At 71.4% G+C, this 20,044-nt stretch carries 19 protein-coding genes; 11 read left to right on the top strand and 8 right to left on the bottom strand.

Annotated features, from left to right (window positions below; genetic code table 11):
* Nucleotides 1-19 precede the first annotated feature (19 nt).
* Entirely contained in the window at nt 20-1,225 is a 1,206-nt protein-coding gene (locus ACFYXV_RS22555; RefSeq protein WP_385475661.1) for a bifunctional adenosylcobinamide kinase/adenosylcobinamide-phosphate guanylyltransferase, read from the bottom strand.
* A 114-nt stretch (nt 1,226-1,339) separates the two neighbouring features.
* Here ACFYXV_RS22555 and ACFYXV_RS22560 point away from each other — a divergent pair, with 114 nt between their 5' ends.
* Entirely contained in the window at nt 1,340-1,552 is a 213-nt protein-coding gene (locus tag ACFYXV_RS22560) for a hypothetical protein (protein ID WP_385475663.1), read from the top strand.
* Between the two features lie 69 nt (nt 1,553-1,621).
* Here ACFYXV_RS22560 and ACFYXV_RS22565 read toward each other — a convergent pair whose 3' ends face one another.
* A complete protein-coding gene (locus ACFYXV_RS22565) occupies nt 1,622-2,380 on the bottom strand; it encodes a class I SAM-dependent methyltransferase (protein ID WP_385475676.1) in 759 nt (252 codons plus the stop codon).
* Nucleotides 2,381-2,430: 50 nt separating this feature from the next.
* Nucleotides 2,431-3,039 carry a DUF3043 domain-containing protein gene (locus ACFYXV_RS22570; RefSeq protein WP_383343922.1) on the bottom strand — a complete coding sequence of 203 codons (609 nt, stop codon included), beginning with the start codon at nt 3,037-3,039 and terminating at the stop codon, nt 2,431-2,433.
* A 262-nt stretch (nt 3,040-3,301) separates the two neighbouring features.
* Between ACFYXV_RS22570 and ACFYXV_RS22575 the strand changes: the two genes are divergently transcribed.
* A complete protein-coding gene (locus tag ACFYXV_RS22575; RefSeq protein WP_385475665.1) occupies nt 3,302-4,099 on the top strand; it encodes a PspA/IM30 family protein in 798 nt (265 codons plus the stop codon).
* Nucleotides 4,100-4,111: 12 nt separating this feature from the next.
* Nucleotides 4,112-4,390 carry a hypothetical protein gene (locus ACFYXV_RS22580; RefSeq protein WP_385475667.1) on the top strand — a complete coding sequence of 93 codons (279 nt, stop codon included), beginning with the start codon at nt 4,112-4,114 and terminating at the stop codon, nt 4,388-4,390.
* A 55-nt stretch (nt 4,391-4,445) separates the two neighbouring features.
* On the opposite strand, the gene ACFYXV_RS22585 is transcribed toward ACFYXV_RS22580, so the two are convergent.
* Nucleotides 4,446-5,216, bottom strand: a complete 771-nt coding sequence (locus ACFYXV_RS22585) for a hypothetical protein (protein WP_385475669.1) — start codon at nt 5,214-5,216, stop codon at nt 4,446-4,448.
* Between the two features lie 87 nt (nt 5,217-5,303).
* Between ACFYXV_RS22585 and ACFYXV_RS22590 the strand changes: the two genes are divergently transcribed.
* From ACFYXV_RS22590 to ACFYXV_RS22600, 3 genes are all read left to right on the top strand, one after another.
* Entirely contained in the window at nt 5,304-6,146 is an 843-nt protein-coding gene (locus ACFYXV_RS22590) for an adenosylcobinamide-GDP ribazoletransferase (protein WP_385475671.1), read from the top strand.
* A gap of 34 nt (nt 6,147-6,180) precedes the next feature.
* Nucleotides 6,181-6,879 carry a response regulator gene (locus ACFYXV_RS22595; protein ID WP_383343937.1) on the top strand — a complete coding sequence of 233 codons (699 nt, stop codon included), beginning with the start codon at nt 6,181-6,183 and terminating at the stop codon, nt 6,877-6,879.
* 176 nt (nt 6,880-7,055) lie between these two features.
* Nucleotides 7,056-10,199, top strand: coding sequence for an efflux RND transporter permease subunit (locus tag ACFYXV_RS22600; protein ID WP_389383852.1), 3,144 nt, complete (start codon nt 7,056-7,058; stop codon nt 10,197-10,199).
* Nucleotides 10,200-10,296: 97 nt separating this feature from the next.
* On the opposite strand, the gene nadA is transcribed toward ACFYXV_RS22600, so the two are convergent.
* Nucleotides 10,297-11,484, bottom strand: coding sequence for a quinolinate synthase NadA (gene nadA / locus ACFYXV_RS22605; RefSeq protein WP_078988697.1), 1,188 nt, complete (start codon nt 11,482-11,484; stop codon nt 10,297-10,299).
* 317 nt (nt 11,485-11,801) lie between these two features.
* On the opposite strand from nadA, the gene erpA reads away from it, so the two are divergent.
* Nucleotides 11,802-12,158, top strand: coding sequence for an iron-sulfur cluster insertion protein ErpA (gene erpA / locus ACFYXV_RS22610; protein WP_030010511.1), 357 nt, complete (start codon nt 11,802-11,804; stop codon nt 12,156-12,158).
* A 75-nt stretch (nt 12,159-12,233) separates the two neighbouring features.
* On the opposite strand, the gene ACFYXV_RS22615 is transcribed toward erpA, so the two are convergent.
* Nucleotides 12,234-13,691 carry a hypothetical protein gene (locus ACFYXV_RS22615; RefSeq protein ID WP_389383853.1) on the bottom strand — a complete coding sequence of 486 codons (1,458 nt, stop codon included), beginning with the start codon at nt 13,689-13,691 and terminating at the stop codon, nt 12,234-12,236.
* Nucleotides 13,692-13,783: 92 nt separating this feature from the next.
* Nucleotides 13,784-14,023, bottom strand: a complete 240-nt coding sequence (locus ACFYXV_RS22620; protein ID WP_385474240.1) for a hypothetical protein — start codon at nt 14,021-14,023, stop codon at nt 13,784-13,786.
* Nucleotides 14,024-14,156: 133 nt separating this feature from the next.
* Here ACFYXV_RS22620 and ACFYXV_RS22625 point away from each other — a divergent pair, with 133 nt between their 5' ends.
* Nucleotides 14,157-15,134: a carbohydrate kinase family protein gene (locus ACFYXV_RS22625; protein ID WP_385474238.1), complete on the top strand. Its 978-nt coding sequence runs from the start codon at nt 14,157-14,159 to the stop codon at nt 15,132-15,134.
* Nucleotides 15,135-15,183: 49 nt separating this feature from the next.
* Here the strand turns inward: ACFYXV_RS22625 and ACFYXV_RS22630 are convergent, their stop codons facing one another.
* A complete protein-coding gene (locus ACFYXV_RS22630; RefSeq protein ID WP_385474237.1) occupies nt 15,184-16,563 on the bottom strand; it encodes a cysteine desulfurase/sulfurtransferase TusA family protein in 1,380 nt (459 codons plus the stop codon).
* A gap of 283 nt (nt 16,564-16,846) precedes the next feature.
* On the opposite strand from ACFYXV_RS22630, the gene coxB reads away from it, so the two are divergent.
* From coxB to ACFYXV_RS22645, 3 genes are read left to right on the top strand one after another with little or no spacing between them, the layout of a single operon-like run.
* Nucleotides 16,847-17,821, top strand: coding sequence for a cytochrome c oxidase subunit II (gene coxB, locus ACFYXV_RS22635; protein WP_383343956.1), 975 nt, complete (start codon nt 16,847-16,849; stop codon nt 17,819-17,821).
* Nucleotides 17,818-19,548, top strand: a complete 1,731-nt coding sequence (gene ctaD / locus ACFYXV_RS22640; RefSeq protein ID WP_366104235.1) for a cytochrome c oxidase subunit I — start codon at nt 17,818-17,820, stop codon at nt 19,546-19,548. The genes coxB and ctaD overlap by 4 nt, the downstream gene beginning before the upstream one ends.
* Complete coding sequence (locus tag ACFYXV_RS22645; protein WP_383343959.1) at nt 19,545-19,943, top strand: cytochrome c oxidase subunit 4; 399 nt, start codon at nt 19,545-19,547, stop codon at nt 19,941-19,943. The genes ctaD and ACFYXV_RS22645 overlap by 4 nt, the downstream gene beginning before the upstream one ends.
* Nucleotides 19,944-20,044: the final 101 nt, after the last annotated feature.

A 20,044-nucleotide genomic window follows, 5' to 3' on the forward strand; every position in this document is an offset into this window, starting at 1 on the left:
CGCCGGACGGGGCCCGGGGTCAGTCCTTCAGGACCACCGCCTGCCCGGCGACCACCAGCAGTACGTGCTCGCACTCGCCCGCCACCAGGCTGTTCAGGCGCCCCAGTTCATCGCGGAAACGCCGCCCGGAAGCCGTCGCGGGAACGACGCCGGAGCCCACCTCGTTGCTGACCGCCACCACCGTCCGGCGGGTCGCGCGCACCGCCGCCACCAGCTCCGCCACCCGCTCCCGCAGCTCCTTCTGCCCCTGCCCCGCCCAGACCGCGTCGTCCCAGGCGCCCGCGCGGTCCATCGCGTCCGTCAGCCACAGCGCCAGACAGTCGATCAGCAGCGGCGGCCCTCCCTCCACCAGCAGCGGGGCCAGCTCGCAGGTCTCCACCGTCCGCCAGCTCGCCGGCCGGCGCTCCCGGTGCAGACCCACCCGCGCCGCCCACTCGGAGTCGCCGTCCCGGGTGCCGCCGGTGGCCACGTACTCCACCTCCGGAAAGCCGGCCAGCCGCCGCTCCGCCTCGACGGACTTCCCCGAGCGCGCCCCGCCGAGCACCAGGGTCCGGCGCGGCAGGTCCGGCACCGCGTGGTACTCACCGACCGTCACGGTCGTCCCGTCCGGCACCGCCCTCGCTCCCGCCGCCGCGCACCGGCGCTCCAGCTCCCGGCCCGGCGGCACGTCGTGGTCCAGGTGCACCGCGATCACGTCCGTGGTCGGCCCGGCGGCGCCGCTCGCCCGCAGCCTGGCCAGCGCCTCCGGCCGGCCCAGCACGTCCGCGAGGACCATGTCGTACGGCCGCTGCCCGACGGCACCGTTCGTCCCCGCCGGTGCCCCGCCGGGCGGCAGGTACAGCAGCCGGCTGCCGTCCGGGCCGGTCACCTCGTACCCGGTGCCCGGTGCGTCCATCGGCACCGCCCGCACCCGGTGCCCGCTGATCACCGCGAGCTCCCGCCCGTCCGGCACCCGCCCGGCGGCCGGCAGCCCCGGGGGCAGCTCGACCGGCGGCCCGTCGTGCGGATGGGTGAGCAGCACCTGCCGCACGCCGGCCAGCGAATGCCCCGCGCGGGCGCCGGCCAGCACCGCCCCGGGGGTCAGGTCGAGCAGCAGCGCACCGTCGACGAGCAGCGAGGTCGCGGCGCGCGACCGGGAGCCTACGGAGACCGCGCAGGCCGCGCAGGGACAGCCGGGGCGGGGCAGTCCTTCGGGTGTGCCGGTGCCGAGCAGAGTGAGTTCCACAGGAAGATCCTCCCGCGTCCCCGAGACTGCTGCGCGCCCGGCTACTCTGCGGGCAGACTCAAGGGGAGCAGCGTGCGGGAACGTGCGAGCAGCGGACGAGCAACGGAGGCGGACATGGCGTGGACGTGGCGGTTCGAGACGGGCGACGGCACCGAGACGAGCCCGGCGGTCGAGCCGGAGGAGTTCACCACGCAGGGCGACGCGGAGTCCTGGATCGGCGAGGTGTGGAAGGAGCTGCTGGAAGGCGGCACCGAGACGGTGAAGCTGTCCGACGACAGCGGCACCGAGCTGTACACGATGAGCCTGCGTTCGGCGCTGGACGCCTGAGCGGCGGCCGCTGACGCGAGGAGCCCGGACCCCGTGCGGGGTCCGGGCTCCTGCGCGTGCCGTGCCGGGTCAGCCCCGTACGCCGCACAGGTGCAGCAGCGCGGCGACCCCGCGGTACGGGTCGGTCCGCCCGGCGCGGTCCTCGGCGGCCAGCAGCCGCTCCAGTTCCTCGTCCGGGGGCAGCTTGTCGCCGGCCTCGGTGCCGTCGGTGAAGACGCGTACGCCGTACCAGGCCGACAGCGGGGCGCCGATCCCGGAGAGCGTGGCCGTGAGCCCGGCCAGCCGGTCGGCCCGTACGTCCAGGCCCAGCCGGTTCGTGTAGTCGACGGTGTCGAAGGCGGCCAGCGCGGCCGACCAGTCGGCGCCCAGCCCCGGCCGCATGGCGAGGGCGTCGCCGTTGCGCACCAGCAGGGACAGCAGCCCGCCGGGCGCCAGCATCCGGGCCAGCCCGGCCAGCATGGCGTCCGGCTCGGGCACGTACATCAGTACGCCGTGGCAGAGCACCACGTCGAAGCTGCCCGGCAGGAAGTGCGCGCCGGTCTCCCGGCCGTCGCCCTCCAGGAACTCGACCCGGTCCTGGATCCCGGCGGGCTCGGCCGCGAGCGCCTCCCGGGCGACGGCGAGCATCGCGGGATCCTGTTCGAGTCCGGTGACCTTGTGCCCGGCGCGCGCGAGACGCAGCGCCTGGGTGCCCTGGCCCATGCCGACGTCGAGGACGCGCAGCCGCTGCCCGACCGGGAAGCGGTGCGCGATCTGTTCGTCGACCTGCCGGCCCACGAGTTCCTGGCGGACGGCGTTGCGCAGTCCGCCCAGTCCCTCAAGCCACAGCCTGGCGCCCCCCGCGAAGCCGTCCCCCGACGCTCCGGGCTTCCCTCCGGTCAGGGCCGTTCCCCGCGCTTGACCTGCGGCTTCGGAAGGCGGAGCCGGCGCATCTGGAGGGTGCGCATCAGGCCGTACGCGACGGCGCCGCGACGCGGCTCGTCGGGGAAGCGCCCGGCGAGGGCCTTGCTCAGCCGGAAGCCCAGCGCGACGGAGTCGACGAGGATCAGGGCGATCACCGCGAGCCACAGCAGCAGGGCGATGTTCTGGATGGACGGCACCCGCACCATGCTCAGCACCAGGATGACCACTGCCAGCGGCAGGAACATCTCGGCGACGGAGAAGCGGGAGTCCACGTAGTCGCGGACGAACTTGCGCACGGGGCCCTTGTCACGGGCCGGCAGGTAACGCTGGTCGCCGTTGGCGAGGGCCTCGCGCTGCTTGGCCATCTCTTCGCGACGGCGCTCGCGGGCGCGCTTTGCATCCTCCTTGCGATTGCCGGTCGATGCCACGACGGCCTTGCGCTGCGACTGGGCCACAGCACGCTTCGGCGTCGGGCGGCCCTTCGGGGCCTGCGGGTCACGGGGCTGCGAGAGGTCGGCGCTCACCTTGTCGGTGGCGGCGGCCTTCTCTTCCTTGGAGGAACGGCTACCAAACACAAAACCCAAGCCTACGTGGTCGCGGCCGGGTACCCCACTCCGCCGGGGAACGATCCGGCAACGGCGGGCGTCTTCCCCTGTGCAGGGTTCTTGCGGCGGGCGCGCTCGGGGGAGCACCTACTCCCTACGCCTGACAAGGGCGGGGGTGGAGTCGTCCTGGAGGAGGAGCGCATCCACACAGGAACAGTGCGGTAATGGAGACAGGGCCCGTACTGTGGGTCCTGTCGGTGACCTGGAGCACAGTCCGTCTAGAAGGGGGCGCGCGAAGCCCATGAGCGGTGTCATGAAGCGTATGGGGATGATCTTCCGCGCGAAGGCGAACAAGGCCCTGGACCGGGCCGAGGACCCGCGCGAGACCCTCGACTACTCGTACCAGAAGCAGCTGGAGCTGCTGCAGAAGGTGCGCCGCGGCGTCGCCGATGTGGCGACCTCCCGCAAGCGCCTGGAGCTGCAGCTCAACCAGCTCCAGGGCCAGTCCGCCAAACTGGAGGACCAGGGCCGCAAGGCGCTCGCGCTGGGCCGCGAGGACCTGGCCCGAGAGGCGCTGTCGCGGCGCGCCTCGCTCCAGCAGCAGGTCAGCGACCTGGAGGTGCAGCACCAGACCCTCCAGGGCGAGGAGGAGAAGCTGACGCTGGCCGCGCAGCGCCTGCAGGCCAAGGTGGACGCCTTCCGTACGAAGAAGGAGACCATCAAGGCCACGTACACGGCGGCGCAGGCCCAGACCCGGATCGCGGAGTCCTTCTCCGGCATCTCCGAGGAGATGAGCGACGTCGGCCTGGCCATCCAGCGGGCCGAGGACAAGACGGCCCAGCTCCAGGCCCGCGCCGGGGCGATCGACGAGCTGCTGGCCTCCGGCGCCCTCGACGACCAGAGCGGCCTCGGCTCCAAGGACGACATCCAGGCCGAGCTGGACCGCCTCTCGGGCGGTACGGACGTGGAGCTGGAGCTCCAGCGGATGAAGGCGGAGCTGGCCGGCGGCCCGTCGGCGCAGCAGCAGGCCATCGAGGGCGGTGCCCAGGGCGGCACCCAGCAGTCCCCCCAGACCCAGCACCGCTTCGACAAGCAGTAGGACGGGGCCGTCATGATTGTCCGCATCATGGGGGAAGGGCAGGTGAAGGTGGCCGACAGCCACTTCGCCGAGCTCAACAAGCTGGACGACGACCTGCTCGCGGAGATGGAGAGCGGCGACGAGGAGGGCTTCCGGCGGACGCTGGGCGCGCTGCTCGACGCCGTGCGGCGGCTCGGCTCGCCGCTGCCGGACGACGCCCTGGAACCGTCCGAGCTGATCCTCCCCGCGCCGGACGCCTCGCTCGACGAGGTCAGGGAGATGCTCAGCGACGACGGGCTGATCCCGGGCTGATCCTGATGTGACCGGCGCCCGGCCCCTTGGGGAGCCGGGCCGGGCGCCGTCGTCTTCAGTGCTTCGTGGGCTTCGAGATCTGTGTCCGTTCCGGATCGGGGGTCCCGCCGATGAAGTTCTCGAACTTGCGGCGCGGGATCGCCCAGCGCCGGTCGTGGTGGAAGGCGCGCAGATTGGCCTTGGCGCGGGCCCGCGGACGTTTCGCGTAGAACTTCTTCGCGTAGGGGGAGCCGGGCCGGGCCAGCCGGATCGCCCCGATCAGCGCCAGGAAGGGGATGACCGTGCCGAAGAGGGCGGTGCGGGCCTTGCCCTTCCACAGGGCGATCAGGGCCAGGAAGAAGTTGGTGGCCGTGTTCATGATGATGAGACCGCGGCTCTGGCGCTCCTCGGAGGTCAGGTCGTTGACGCCGAACGGCAGGAACCCGCCCAGCACCAGCGCCACCAGCGCGGCCGTCAGCACCACGATCTCCACGCTCTTGCGGCCCTGCTCGCTCCAGTAGACGTCGTCGAGGTGCAGGATCAGCGCGAACTCGTCCAGTACGAGGCCCGCGCCCAGTCCGAAGATCACGGCGGAGAGCATGGCGCCGAAACCGTGCCGGCCGCTGCCGACGGCCCCGAAGCCGCCGATGACCACGAGGATGACGCCGGGCACCACGTGGTGGATGTGCACGCCGCCCGGGGTGATGTTCTTGAAGGGCCCCCGTCCCGCCCGGATCATCCGCGTGATCACACGGGTGATCAGGAACGACAGGACGAAGGAGAGCAGGGCGAGGAGCAGCGGCAGTTTGCCCGGCTCGACGATGTTCCGGTACCACCAGTGACCCATACCGCCGGCTCCCCTGCTGTGGCAGCTCCCGATTCTTCCCGTATGCGGCAATTTACCGTCCACGGTGAGCAGGTAGCGTTCGCGCCGATGAAAGATTCGTTCGATGACCAGCCCTCCGAGCCGCCCGAGCCGCCGCTGACGCCGCCCGACGAGCGCGCCTCGCTGCGCGACGGCGTGCGCTTCGCGTTCGGCACGCTCACCGTGCTGCCCGCCCGCATCACCCGCTGGGACCGGCCAGCGGCCCGTACCGGCATGGCCTGCGCCCCGCTCGCCGGGCTCGTCGTGGGCGTGCTCGCCGCCGTGCCCGGGGTGCTGCTGCTGGTGCTGGGCGGCGGCCCGCTGCTCGCGGCGGCCGCCACCGTCGCCGTACCGGCCGCCCTGACGCGGGGGCTGCACCTCGACGGGCTCGCCGACACCGCCGACGGGCTGGGCAGCGCGAAGCCCGCCGGGGAGGCGCTGCGCATCATGAAGCAGTCCGACATCGGCCCCTTCGGGGTGGTGGCACTGCTGCTGGTGCTGCTGGTCCAGGCCGGGGCGCTGGCGGACCTCTACGCCGAGAGCTGGGTCCACGGAGCCCTCGCGACGGTCATCGCGGCCGTCACCGCCCGGCTGGCCATGACGATGGCCGCCCGCGACGGCGTACCGCCGGCCCGCCCCGAGGGACTGGGGGCGGCGGTCGCCGGGGTGCTCCCCACGCGCTCGGCCGCCGGGATCGCCGCACTGGTGGCCGCCGCGGCCGGGGCCGCCGCCCTGCCGGTGGGTCCGGGCGCCGCCGTCCAGTGCGCGGCCGCGGTCCTGATCGCCCTGGCGGCGGCGGAGTCCCTGCTCCGCCGGTGCGTACGCCGTTTCGACGGGGTCACCGGCGACGTGTTCGGCGCCCTCGCCGAAGTCGCGGCGACCACGGCCCTCGTGGTCCTGGCCCTGGGCTGAACCGCCGGGGGCGTATCCGCGTAGGGTGCGGGACGTGGAAGAGACGCCGACGACCATCAGGGTGCTGCTCGCCGACGACCAGGCGCTGCTGCGCAGCGCGTTCAAGGTGCTGGTCGACTCCGAGCCCGACATGGAGGTCGTCGCAGAGGCCTCCGACGGCGCCCAGGCCTGCGCCCTCGCCCGGGAGACCCGGCCCGACGTGGTCCTCATGGACATCCGGATGCCCGGCACGGACGGGCTCGCCGCCACCCGCATGATCAGCGCCGATCCCGAACTCGCCGCCGTCCGCGTCGTCATGCTGACGACCTTCGAGGTCGACGAGTACGTCGTGCAGTCCCTGCGGGCCGGCGCCTCCGGCTTCCTCGGCAAGGGTGCCGAGCCCGACGAGCTCCTCAACGCCATCCGCGTCGCCGCCGCCGGGGAGGCGCTCCTGTCCCCGGCCGCCACCAAAGGGCTCATCGCCACCTTCCTCGCCCAGGGCGGCGGAGCCGACCCCGGCGCCCCCGCCGCGCACGCCGAACGGCTCGCCGCGCTGACCGTCCGCGAGCGCGAGGTCCTCGTCCACGTCGCCGCGGGCCTGTCCAACGACGAGATCGCCGGACGGCTCGAAGTCAGCCCGCTCACCGTCAAGACCCACGTGAACCGGGCCATGGCCAAGCTGGGCGCCCGCGACCGGGCCCAACTGGTGGTCATCGCCTACGAATCGGGCCTGGTCCGACCCCGGGTCGACTGAGGGAGCACGGCCGCGGGCCCGGCGGTGGAGTACGGCCGCGTACTGCGGACGCGGTATGCGGCACATAAAGAGGCGACACCTGGGAGCGACGCAGCGCCGCCCCCGCGTACGGAAGGCTGAAGGCCCGCGGCCTTCAGGCCCAGCCCCGCGCACGCCACTGCAGAGAGATCCCACCCATGTCCTGGCTGTCCCGCTTCAGCCTGGCCCAAAGAGCGCTGATCGGCCTCGTGTCGATCACCGCACTGCTCTTCGGCGCCATAGCCATCCCGCAGCTCAAGCAGCAGCTGCTGCCGTCCATCGAACTGCCGATGGTGTCCGTGCTCGCGCCGTACCAGGGTGCCTCGCCCGACGTGGTGGAGAAGCAGGTCATCGAGCCGATCGAGGCGACCCTCAAGGGCGTCGACGGCATCACCGGCATCACCTCCACCGCCAGCGAGGGCAACGCCCTCATCATGGCCAAGTTCGACTACGGCGACGAGGGCACCAAGCAGCTCGTCGCCGATGTCCAGCAGGCCGTGAACCGGGCCCGCGTACGGCTGCCCGCCGAGGTGGACCCGCAGGTCGTGGCCGGCTCCACCGACGACATCCCGACCGTCGTCCTCGCCGTCACCTCTGACAAGGACCAGCAGGCCCTCGCCGACCAGCTCAACCGCTCCGTCGTCCCCGTCCTGGAGGACATCGAGGGCGTCGGCCAGGTCAGCGTCGACGGGGTCCAGGACCTCCAGGTCGCCGTCACCCCCGACAACGCCAAACTGGCGGCGGCGGGCCTCGACGGCGCCGCGCTCGCGCAGGCCCTCCAGGCGGGCGGCGCGACCGTCCCCGCCGGCTCCTTCGACGAGGCCGGCAAGAACCGGACCGTCCGCGTCGGCGGCGGCTACACCTCCCTCGCCCAGCTCCAGGAACTGCGCCTCGGCGGCGGCTCCGGCAAGCCGGCCGTGCGCCTGGCCGACGTCGCCACCGTCGCGCAGGAGCCCGCCAAGGCCGCATCCCTGACCCGGACCAACGGCAAGCCCAGCCTGGCCCTCGTCCTCACCATGGACAAGGACGGCAGCGCCGTCGCGATCTCCGACGCCGTCCAGGACAAGCTCCCCGAGCTGCGCTCCGCGCTCGGCGCCGGCTCCCGGCTGACCGTCGTCAGCGATCAGGGCCCGCCCGTCGCCAAGTCCATCTCCAGCCTCACCACCGAAGGCCTGCTCGGCCTGCTCTTCGCGGTGATCGTGATCCTGGTCTTCCTGGCCTCGCTGCGCTCGACGCTGGTCACCGCGGTCTCCATCCCGCTGTCCGTCGTCCTCGCGCTGATCGTGCTGTGGACCCGCGACCTCTCGCTCAACATGCTGACCCTGGGCGCCCTCACCATCGCCATCGGCCGCGTCGTCGACGACTCGATCGTGGTCCTGGAGAACATCAAGCGCCACCTCGGCTACGGCGAGGAGCGCGAGGCCGCCATCACCGCCGCGGTCAAGGAGGTCGCCGGCGCGGTCACCTCCTCCACGCTCACCACCGTCGCCGTCTTCCTGCCGATCGCCTTCGTCGGCGGCATGGTCGGCGAGTTCTTCGGCCCGTTCTCCCTCACCGTCACCGCGGCCCTGCTCGCCTCGCTGATCGTGTCCCTCACGGTCGTGCCGGTGCTCTCCTACTGGTTCCTGCGCGCGCCCGAGGGCGTGGCGGCGGGGGACCCCGAGAGCGCGGCGAAGGCCCGGCGCGAGGCCGAGGAGAAGGAGGCCAAGAGCCGCCTCCAGGGCTTCTACGTACGGGCGCTCGGCCTGGTCACGCGCCGCCGGATCGCCACCCTGGCGGTCGCGGTGGTCGTGCTCATCGCCACCTTCGGGATGGCCCCGCTGCTCAAGACCAACTTCTTCGACCAGGGGGAGCAGAGCGTCCTGACGGTCAAGCAGCAGCTGCCCCCGGGCACCTCGCTCGCCGCCTCCGACGAGGCGAGCCGCAAGGTCGAGAAGGCCCTGACCGAGATCAAGGGCGTCAAGGACTACCAGGTCACCGTCGGCTCCTCCGGCTTCCTGGCCGCCTTCGGCGGCGGTACGGGCTCCAACCAGGCCTCGTACCAGGTCACCCTGGAGGACTCCGGCGACTCCGAGGGCGTCAAGCAGCGCATCGAGGACGCCCTCGGCAAGCTCGACGGCATCGGCGACACGAGCATCTCGGCGGGCGGCGGCTTCGGCAGCCAGAACCTGAGCGTCGTCGTCAAGGCCGGCCAGGCGGACGTCCTCGCCAAGGCCGCCGAGCAGGTCCGGGCCGAGGTGGCCACGCTCGACGACGTCACCGACGTACAGAGCGACCTCTCCCAGTCCGTCCCCCGCATCTCGGTGACCGCCACCCCGAAGGCCGCCGAGGCGGGCCTGAACCAGGCCGCCCTCGGCGCGATCGTCGCCCAGGCCGTACGGGGCACCCCGGCGGGCAAGGCCGTACTGGACAACACCGAGCGGGACATCGTCATCAAGTCCGCGCACCCGGCCACCACCCTGGCCGAGCTCCAGGCGCTCCCGGTCGGCCCGGTCAAGCTCGGCGACGTGGCCGAGGTCAAGGAGGTCCCCGGCCCGGTCTCGATGACCCGGATCGACGGCGCCCGCGCCGCGACCGTCACCGCGAAGCCGGTCGGCGACAACACCGGCGCGATCGGCGCCGAACTCCAGACGAAGATCAAGGCGCTGGACCTGCCCGAGGGGGCCACGGCCACCATCGGCGGCGTCTCCTCGGACCAGGACGACGCGTTCGCCTCCCTGGGCCTGGCCATGCTCGCGGCCGTCGCGATCGTGTTCATGCTGCTGGTGGCCACGTTCCGGTCGCTGATCCAGCCGCTGGTCCTGCTCGTGTCGATTCCGTTCGCGGCGACCGGCGCGCTCGGCCTGCTCCTGGTGACCGGCACCCCGCTGGGCGTCCCGGCGATGATCGGCATGCTGATGCTCATCGGCATCGTGGTGACCAACGCGATCGTCCTGATCGACCTGGTCAACCAGTACCGGGCCCAGGGCCTCGGCGTGGTCGAAGCCGTCATCGAGGGCGGGCGGCACCGTCTGCGGCCGATCCTCATGACGGCCCTCGCGACGATCTTCGCGCTGCTCCCGATGGCGTTCGGCGTCACCGGCGGGGGCGGGTTCATCTCGCAGCCGCTCGCGGTGGTGGTGATCGGCGGCCTGGTCAGCTCGACCCTGCTGACCCTGCTCCTGGTGCCGACCCTCTACACGATGATCGAGCTCCGCAAGGAGCGCCGCCGCGCGAAGCGCGAGGCCAGGCGCACGGCCCGCCTGACGGTGGTCCGGACCCCGGACGAGTCCTCGGACGAGGAGTCCCCGGTCAAGGTCTGACGTACGGCCCGGTGAACGCCGAAGGGCCGCTGCCCCCTCGATCGAGGGGGCAGCGGCCCTTCGGGCTTGCGGGCGGCCGTACCGACGGGGCGGAGGGCTACGGGAGGGCGAGCATGCGCTCCAGGGCCAGCTTCGCGAAGCTCTCCGTCTCCTTGTCGACCTGGATCTGGTTGACGAGGGTGCCCTCGGCCAGGGACTCCAGGGTCCACACCAGGTGGGGGAGGTCGATGCGGTTCATCGTCGAGCAGAAGCAGACCGTCTTGTCGAGGAAGACGACTTCCTTGTCTTCCGCGGCGAATCGATTCGCCAGTCGGCGGACGAGGTTCAGCTCGGTGCCGATGGCCCACTTGGAGCCGGCCGGGGCCGCCTCCAGCGCCTTGATGATGTACTCCGTCGAGCCGACGTAGTCCGCGGCCGCCACGACCTCGTGCTTGCACTCGGGGTGGACGAGGACGTTCACGCCGGGGATGCGGGCACGCACGTCGTTGACCGAGTCGACCGAGAACCGCCCGTGCACCGAGCAGTGCCCGCGCCACAGGATCATCTTGGCGTCGCGCAGCTGCTGGGCGGTCAGGCCGCCGTTCGGCTTGTGCGGGTTGTAGAGCACGCAGTCGTCCAGGGACATGCCCATGTCGCGGACGGCGGTGTTGCGGCCCAGGTGCTGGTCCGGCAGGAAGAGCACCTTCTCGCCCTGCTCGAAGGCCCACTCCAGGGCCTTCTTCGCGTTGGAGGAGGTACAGATGGTGCCGCCGTGCTTGCCGGTGAACGCCTTGATGTCGGCGGAGGAGTTCATGTACGAGACGGGGACCGTCGCACCGGCTATGCCGGCCTCGGTGAGCACGTCCCAGCACTCGGCGACCTGCTCGGCGGTGGCCATGTCGGCCATCGAGCAGCCGGCGGCCAGGTCCGGCAGGACGACCTTCTGGTCGTCCGAGGTCAGGATGTCCGCGGACTCCGCCATGAAGTGGACGCCGCAGAAGACGATGTACTCGGCCTCCGGCTTGGCGGCCGCGTCCTTGGCCAGCTTGAAGGAGTCGCCGGTGACGTCGGCGAACTCGATCACCTCGTCACGCTGGTAGTGGTGGCCGAGGATGAAGACCTTGTCCCCGAGCTTCTCCTTGGCCGCGCGGGCGCGCGCGACCAGGTCCGGGTCCGACGGCGACGGCAGGTCGCCGGGGCACTCCACCCCGCGCTCGCTCTTGGGGTCGGCCTCGCGGCCGAGCAGCAGCAGGGCAAGGGGCGTCGGCTGGACGTCCAAAGGCTGGGCGGTGGTCACGACACGCACCCTTTCTGTTCCGCGACAAGGGACTTCCGAAGCGGGGCTTCTGAAGCAGAGTTCGACTTCTCGTCTATTTGACGCTATCTATCATAGCTCCTTCACGTCACTTTGACGATGCCGATAGTGTCGATGTGACGAATTCGCCCGCGACGAAGCACCGGGTCCGTCAGGTCCGCCTCCCCGCGACGGTGTGCGAGCATGGAAATCTGAAACATGCGTCGGGTCCGGAATGAATCCGCGGCCCCGCTCGTTGCCATCGACGGCAAGAGTCCGACGTTTCCCCGCCTTGGGTGGGGAGCCGCCCACTTCGGGAGTGAATGCAGATGTCCGTACAGGACGACAAGACCACTGTGAGCGACGGCATCCTCCTGTCCGACGCCGCCGCCGAGAAGGTCAGGACCCTGCTGGAGCAGGAAGGCCGCGATGACCTGGCGCTCCGCGTCGCCGTCCAGCCCGGCGGCTGCTCCGGCCTGCGCTACCAGCTCTTCTTCGACGAGCGCTCCCTCGACGGCGACGTCGTCAAGGACTTCGACGGCGTGAAGGTCGTCACGGACCGGATGAGCTCCCCGTACCTGCACGGTGCCTCGATCGACTTCGTCGACACCATCGAGAAGCAGGGCTTCACGATCGACAACCCCAACGCCACGGGCTCCTGCGCCTGCGGCGACTCCTTCAGCTAAGCCTGAAGCGAGCACGGACACACGGGAGGCCCCCGGCGCCATCGGCGCCGGGGGCCTCCCGCCGTGCGGGCCGGGCTACTGCCGGGGGAGCGGCTTGCCCGACGTCGCGTCGATCACCTTGCGCTCGCCCAGCGGCTGCTGAAGGGTCGCCGACACCGTCATGTCCTGGGCGAGCATGATGCAGGCCCGCCCCGGCTCGTTCGGGGTGTCCGTGATCCGCACCGTCACCGATCCGGCCTCCTCGCGCGCCTCCAGGGCGTACGTGCTGCACACGCTGCCCCAGAAGTTCACGGTCAGCTTCCGGTCGGCCTCCTGGTACGTGACCCCCGGCACGGTCCGCCCGCCCTTGGGGGCCGACGGCACGCCCGCGGCGTCCTCACCGGCCGGCTGGGACACCGTACGGCCGGGCCCGCCGTTGCTCCCCGCCACCTCGAACAGCCAGGCCGGGACCAGCCCGCGCGCCCCGTCCACGGTCCCCGGGGCCAGCCCGAGCACCGCGCCCTTCACGGTCTCGGTCCGCGGCGGCTTCATCGGCCGCGGCTCCGGGTTGCAGGGCGGCGTCTCCCCGGGACCGACCGGGTCGTCCGGGGACAGCGGGACCGAGGTCGCGCAGCCGCTGGGCCCCGGGTCCGTACCGCCGGATCCGGCCGAGGCCCGGTTCAGCCGGGCCAGCGCCTCCACGGCCCCCACCACCGGCCGCTCCGCCGCGCGTACGGGCGCCTTCAGCTCGCCGCTGCCCGCCACCACCCGGGAGTCCCCGCCCACGCTGATCTTCGTGGTCCAGCCCTGGGTGGGCAGCCCGCCGATCACCGGGTCGGCCGTCACGACGCGTACGGAGCCCTGCGTGAGCCGGGCGTCCAGCTTGGCACCGCCCTGGCCGAGCGCCGCGAGCACCGGGGCGGCGGCGGCCTTGGCGGCCTCCTCGCTCACCGGGGTGCCGCCCTTGGCCTCCGCGGCCCCGTTGCCGTCCACGCCGTCCGACTGGGGGAGGGTGGCCGGGCCGCAGGTGTCCTTGCCGCGCTTGCAGTCGTCACCGGCGCCGCCGGTCCCCTGGAAGCGTGTGAAGTTCCAGGTCCCGGGGGCCTTGTGGTTCACCGTGAGCCGGGGCCCGGAGCCGTCGCCGCCCTCACCGGCCACCCAGGTCTCCCCGCTGAGCCGCGGGGTCCCCGGGAGGCCGAGGGCCGCCGCGAGCCGCGCCGCCTCCTCCGCGCCCACCTCGCCGGTCGCGGCGAAGGACGGTGCGGTCGCCGCGGGGGCGTCGGGGAGCTTCACGTCGGCCCGGTACGTCACCCCGCCGCCGTGCGGGTCCGGCTCTCCGGGGGCGATGCCAGGCCCGGAGGGGCTCGGCGCCACGCGGGGCGCCGAGGCCGCGCTGTCACCCGTACGGGCGCCCGCCTTGCCGTCGCCGGAGGCGGCCGAGGCCCAGTACGCCGTACCGCCGCCCGCGAGCAGGACGGCGGCCGCGATCGAGCCGATGGCCCAGGCCGGCCGCCGCCGTGTGCCGCGTGATGTGTCGGGTTGTTCGGTGGTCACCGCTTGCTCCTTCGCCCTCGCCGCAGTGGCTGATGCGGCTGTGACGGAACAGACGGCGAACCGGTTCCCCGGTCCCCTGGTCCCGTACCCGGCTAGTCCCCGTACTCGGCCGTGGAGGCGATCAGTCGGGCCGAGGCCGGCGGGACGCTGATCCCGTGGATCTGCGAGGGCGCCACCCGGTCCGGCCGGGGGTCCGCCGGGACCGCCCAGTGCGGGGCCATCCTGGCGCAGTCGCCCAGCAGCCGCGCGAAGCCGGGCCGTGTGCCGTCGGCGCCCTTCTCGGCGCCTTCCTTCGGCATGCCCGTGTACCCGAAACCATCGGTGTAGGTCATGGGGGCACGGTAGGCACGGCGCGGCGGGCGAAGAAAGACCTACTACGGGGTAGTTTCGTGCGGTCGGCGGCCGGGCAGCGACCGGGTAGTTTTGACTGTCCCCCTCGCCGTCCTCCGCAGGAGCGTCCACGCCGTGCGTATCGCAGTCACCGGCTCCATCGCCACCGACCACCTCATGACCTTCCCCGGCCGCTTCGCCGACCAGCTGGTCGCGGACCAGCTGCACACGGTCTCCCTCTCCTTCCTCGTCGACAACCTCGACGTGCGCCGGGGCGGCGTCGGCCCGAACATCTGCTTCGGCATGGGCCAGCTCGGCACCCGCCCGATCCTGGTCGGCGCGGCCGGGTACGACTTCGACGAGTACCGCGCGTGGCTGGACCGGCACGGCGTCGACACCGACTCGGTGCGCATCTCCGAGGTGCTGCACACCGCGCGCTTCGTGTGCACCACGGACGCCGACCACAACCAGATCGGCTCCTTCTACACGGGCGCGATGAGCGAGGCCCGCCTGATCGAGCTGAAGGCGGTCGCGGACCGGGTGGGCGGGCTCGACCTCGTCCTCATCGGCGCCGACGACCCCGAGGCGATGCTGCGCCACACGGAGGAGTGCCGCACGCGCGGGATCCCGTTCGCCGCCGACTTCTCGCAGCAGATCGCCCGGATGGACGGCGAGAACATCCGCACCCTGATGGAGGGTGCGACGTACCTCTTCTCGAACGAGTACGAGAAGGGCCTGATCGAGACGAAGTCGGGCTGGACGGACGCGGAGATCCTGGCCAAGGTCGGCACGCGCGTGACCACCCTGGGCTCGCGGGGCGTGCGGATCGAGCGGGTCGGCGAGGAGCCGATCGTGGTCGGCTGCCCGGACGAGACGGCGAAGGTGGACCCGACGGGCGTCGGCGACGCGTTCCGCGCGGGCTTCCTCACCGGCCTCGGCTGGGGCGTGGGCCTGGAGCGGGCGGCGCAGGTCGGCTGCATGCTGGCCACGCTCGTCATCGAGACGCTGGGCACGCAGGAGTACACCCTGGCCCGCGCCCACTTCATGGAGCGCTTCACCAAGGCGTACGGCGAGGACGCGGCCGCCGAGGTCCGCGCCCACCTGGCGGCGTAAGCCTCCGGGACACCGGACAGCGGACACCGGACGCCGGCGGGCCCGGGACTCAGGCCCGCCGGCGGACCGTGTACGCGACCCCCGCCGCGCGCGGGGCCTCGCCCACGTACGTGTGGCCGCGCATCGTGCACCAGGCCGGGATGTCCAGGCGGGCCACCTCGTCGTCCGAGAGGACGGTGACGGTGCCGCCGACCGCGACCGTGCCGATCGCGCGGGCCAGCTCGATCACCGGCTGCGGACAGCGCAGGCCCAGTGCGTCGATCTCCAGCGCGTCCGACACCGGCGCCCCGGAGGCCGGTTCGACCACGCCGAGCGTGGCGCGGACCCCCGCCACCACCCCCGGCAGGACCTCCAGGAAGCCGTTCACCTCCTGCGCCGTCGTCCCCGGTGGCAGGGAGACCCGTACGTTCCCCTCCGACAGCACGCCCATCGCCCGGAGCACATGACTCGGGGTCAGCGTGGAGCTCGTGCAGGAGGAGCCGGAGGAGACCGAGTAGCCCGCCCGGTCCAGCTCGTGCAGCAGCGTCTCGCCGTCGACGTACAGGCAGGAGAACGTGACCAGGTGCGGCAGCCGCCGCTCCGCGTCCCCGACCACCTCCACGTCCGGCACCAGCCGGGCCACGCGCCGCCGGATGCGGTCCACCAGGATCCGCAGCCGGGCCGCCTCCGCGTCGGCCTCGGCCCGTACCGCCCGCAGCGAGGCGGCCGCCGCCACGACGGCCGGGAGGTTCACGAAGCCGGGGGAGCGGCCGGACTCCCTTTCGTCCGCGGGGAATTGGGGGGAGAAGCGGACCCCCTTGCGGACGGCCAGCAGCCCGACTCCCGCCGGACCGCCCCATTTGTGCGCACTGGCGGTGAGCACCGACCAGCCGCCCTCCACCGGGCCCCAGCCCAGCGACTGCGCCGCGTCCACCAGCAGCGGCACACCGGCCGCCGCGCAGACCTCGGCCACCTCCGCCACCGGCTGGACGGTGCCCACCTCGTGGTTGGCCGACTGGAGGCAGGCCAGGGCCGTCGACGGGCCGAGTGCGGAGGCGTACCCGGCCGGGGAGACCGCGCCCGCGCGGTCCACGGGGACGTGGGTCACCGTCCCCCCGGAGGCCTCGTGCGCGTCCGCCGCGTGGAGTACAGAACTGTGTTCGACCGCCGATACGACCAGATGACCGCCGACACGCCGGCGCCCGGCGAGCGCCCCCGCGACCCCCGTGTGAACCGCGTGCGTCCCCGAAGGAGTGAACACGAGCTCGTCGGGGCGACAGCCCACGGCCTCCGCCGCCGCCTCGCGCGCCGCGTCCAGCAGCAGCCGGGCGCGCCGGCCCTCCCGGTAGAGCCGGGCGGGGTCCGCCCAGCCCTCGTCCAGGGAGGCCTGCAACGCCTGCCGGGCCACGGGGTGCAGGGGAGCGGCGGACGCGGTGTCGAAGTACGGCATCCTGCCACGCTAACCGGCGGCCGGGACCCTTCGAGGTCAGGGGCCGTCAGATGCCCTCCGGAGGCCGCCATTCAGGGGGTGTTGGGCCGTCCCCCGTACGGCGGATCCATCCCTTCGGGGGCAGTAGCGGCGCGTTGGGCACCCTCCCCGCGCGACCCCAAATAGCGTCCAGTAGGGTTTGGTCCGCATAAACATCCAAACCCCTGCCTGCGTCAGGGCCGGCGACCGACCCGAATACGGCCGCGGCCGGCCGCGCGGGCCGAGACTCTCGGGAAGGCGCTACGTGAGTCCCTACGGCTCCGACCGCTCGCCGCGGCGCCCGATGCGGCGGAAGCTGCTGCAGGCGCTGACTGCGGGCGCGGTCCTGGCGACCGCCACTGGTTGCTCGTACAACTGGCAAGACTTCCCCCGGCTCGGAATGCCCTATCCGGTCACGGAGGAGGCGCCTCGCATCCTGTCCCTGTGGCAGGGGTCGTGGGCAGCTGCCCTCATCACGGGCATCCTGGTCTGGGGCCTGATCATCTGGAGCGTCATCTTCCACCGGCGCAGCCGGACGAAGGTGGAGGTCCCCCCGCAGACCCGGTACAACATGCCCATCGAGGCGCTGTACACCGTGGTCCCGCTCATCATCGTCTCGGTGCTCTTCTACTTCACCGCGCGTGACGAGTCGAAGCTGCTCGCGCTCACCCCCAAGCCGGCGCACACGATCAACGTGATCGGCTTCCAGTGGAGCTGGGGCTTCAACTACGTCGAGAACGTCGACGGAGATGCGGCGACCCCGAAGGCCGGCGAGGTCCCCAAGGAGCTCGCCAACATTCCGGACCGCTTCACCAAGGAATTCCCCGCGGGCGCCGAGGGCGTCTACGAGAAGGGCGTTCCCAACGACCGGAACCTGGAGACGGGCAACCCGGGGCCGACCCTCTGGCTGCCCAAGGGCGAGAAGGTCCGCTTCATCCTGTCGTCGAACGACGTCATCCACTCCTTCTGGGTGGTCCCCTTCCTGTTCAAGCAGGACGTGATCCCGGGCCACACCAACGTCTTCGAGGTCACCCCCTCCGAAGAGGGCGTCTTCGTGGGCAAGTGCGCCGAGCTCTGCGGCGTCGACCACTCCCGGATGCTCTTCAACGTCAAGGTCGTCTCGCCCGAGGCCTACCGGGCGCACCTCAAGGAACTGGCCGAGAAGGGGCAGACCGGCTTCCTCCCGGCCGGCATCAAGCAGACTGACCCGGCCCGGAATGCGGAGACGAACAAACTGTGAGCATCCTCAACGAACCTCAGGGTGCCGCCGCCGACTCGTATGAAAACGAGCTGCCGGTGCGGCGCAAGCAGCCGGGCAATGTCGTCGTGAAGTGGCTGACCACTACCGACCACAAGACCATCGGCACGATGTACCTGGTCACCTCGTTCGTGTTCTTCATCATCGGCGGTCTGCTGGCGCTCCTCATGCGCGCCGAGCTGGCTCGTCCGGGTACGCAGATCATGTCGAACGAGCAGTTCAACCAGGCGTTCACCATGCATGGCACGATCATGCTGCTGATGTTCGCCACCCCGCTCTTCGCGGGCTTCGCGAACTGGATCATGCCGCTGCAGATCGGCGCGCCCGACGTGGCGTTCCCGCGGCTGAACATGTTCGCGTACTGGCTGTACGTCTTCGGCTCGACCATCGCGGTGGCCGGCTTCGTGACGCCGAACGGCGCCGCCGACTTCGGCTGGTTCGCCTACTCCCCGCTGTCGGACGCGGTCCGCTCGCCGGGCATCGGCGCCGACATGTGGATCATGGGTCTGGCCTTCTCCGGCTTCGGCACGATCCTCGGCTCGGTCAACTTCATCACCACGATCATCTGCATGCGCGCTCCGGGCATGACGATGTTCCGCATGCCGATCTTCACCTGGAACGTGCTGCTGACCGGTGTCCTGGTCCTGCTCGCCTTCCCGGTCCTGGCCGCCGCGCTCTTCGCGCTGGAGGCCGACCGCAAGTTCGGCGCCCACGTATTCGACGCCTCAAACGGCGGAGCATTGCTCTGGCAACACCTCTTCTGGTTCTTCGGACACCCAGAGGTGTACATCATCGCCCTGCCGTTCTTCGGAATCGTCTCCGAGATCATCCCGGTCTTCTCCCGCAAGCCGATGTTCGGTTACATCGGTCTGATCGGTGCGACGATCGCGATCGCCGGCCTCTCCGTGACCGTGTGGGCCCACCACATGTACGTCACCGGCGGTGTGCTGCTGCCGTTCTTCTCCTTCATGACCTTCCTGATCGCGGTACCGACCGGTGTGAAGTTCTTCAACTGGATCGGCACCATGTGGAAGGGCTCGCTGTCCTTCGAGACCCCGATGCTCTGGACGATCGGCTTCCTGGTCACCTTCACCTTCGGTGGTCTGACCGGCGTCATCCTGGCCTCGCCCCCGATGGACTTCCACGTCTCCGACTCGTACTTCGTCGTCGCGCACTTCCACTACGTCGTCTTCGGCACCGTGGTGTTCGCGATGTTCGCCGGCTTCCACTTCTGGTGGCCGAAGTTCACGGGCAAGATGCTGGACGAGCGCCTCGGCAAGATCACCTTCTGGACGCTGTTCATCGGCTTCCACGGCACGTTCCTGGTGCAGCACTGGCTGGGCGCCGAGGGCATGCCGCGCCGTTACGCGGACTACCTCGCGGCCGACGGCTTCACCGCCCTGAACACGATCTCGACGATCAGCTCGTTCCTGCTGGGCATGTCGATGCTGCCGTTCATGTACAACGTCTGGAAGACGGCGAAGTACGGCAAGAAGGTCGAGGTCGACGACCCGTGGGGCTACGGCCGTTCGCTGGAGTGGGCGACGTCCTGCCCGCCGCCGCGGCACAACTTCCTCACCCTGCCGCGGATCCGTTCCGAATCCCCGGCGTTCGACCTTCACCACCCCGAGATCGCGGCCCTCGACCACCTTGAGGACCACAGCGTGGCCCCCAAGGCCGTCGCGGGTGGCAAGGAGGCCGGCAAGTGAAGATCCAGGGCAAGATGTTCCTCTGGCTCTCCTTCTTCATCCTGATCATGGCCGTCGTGTACGGCGTGTGGTCGAAGGAGCCCGTCGGAACCACCGCGCTCTTCCTGGCCTTCGGCCTGAGCGTCATGATCGGCTACTACCTGGCCTTCACGGCCAAGCGCGTGGACGAGATGGCCCAGGACAACCTGGAGGCCGACGTCGCCGACGAGGCGGGCGAGCTGGGGTTCTTCTCCCCGCACAGCTGGCAGCCGCTCTCGCTGGCCATCGGCGGTGCCTTCGCGTTCATGGGCGTCGTCTTCGGCTGGTGGCTCATGTACTTCTCGGCCCCGATCATCCTGATCGGCCTGTGGGGCTGGGTGTACGAGTACTACCGCGGTGAGAACCAGAACCAGTAGGACCACAGCGGCAAGACAGGACCTGGGGCCCGGACACCTCCGATGGAGGAGTCCGGGCCCCTCGTTTGCAGTCACCCCGCGCGCAGTAATGGTCATACCTT

The organism is Streptomyces sp. NPDC002181 (assembly GCF_042890485.1).
In the GTDB taxonomy this organism is placed as follows: Bacteria; Actinomycetota; Actinomycetes; order Streptomycetales; family Streptomycetaceae; genus Streptomyces.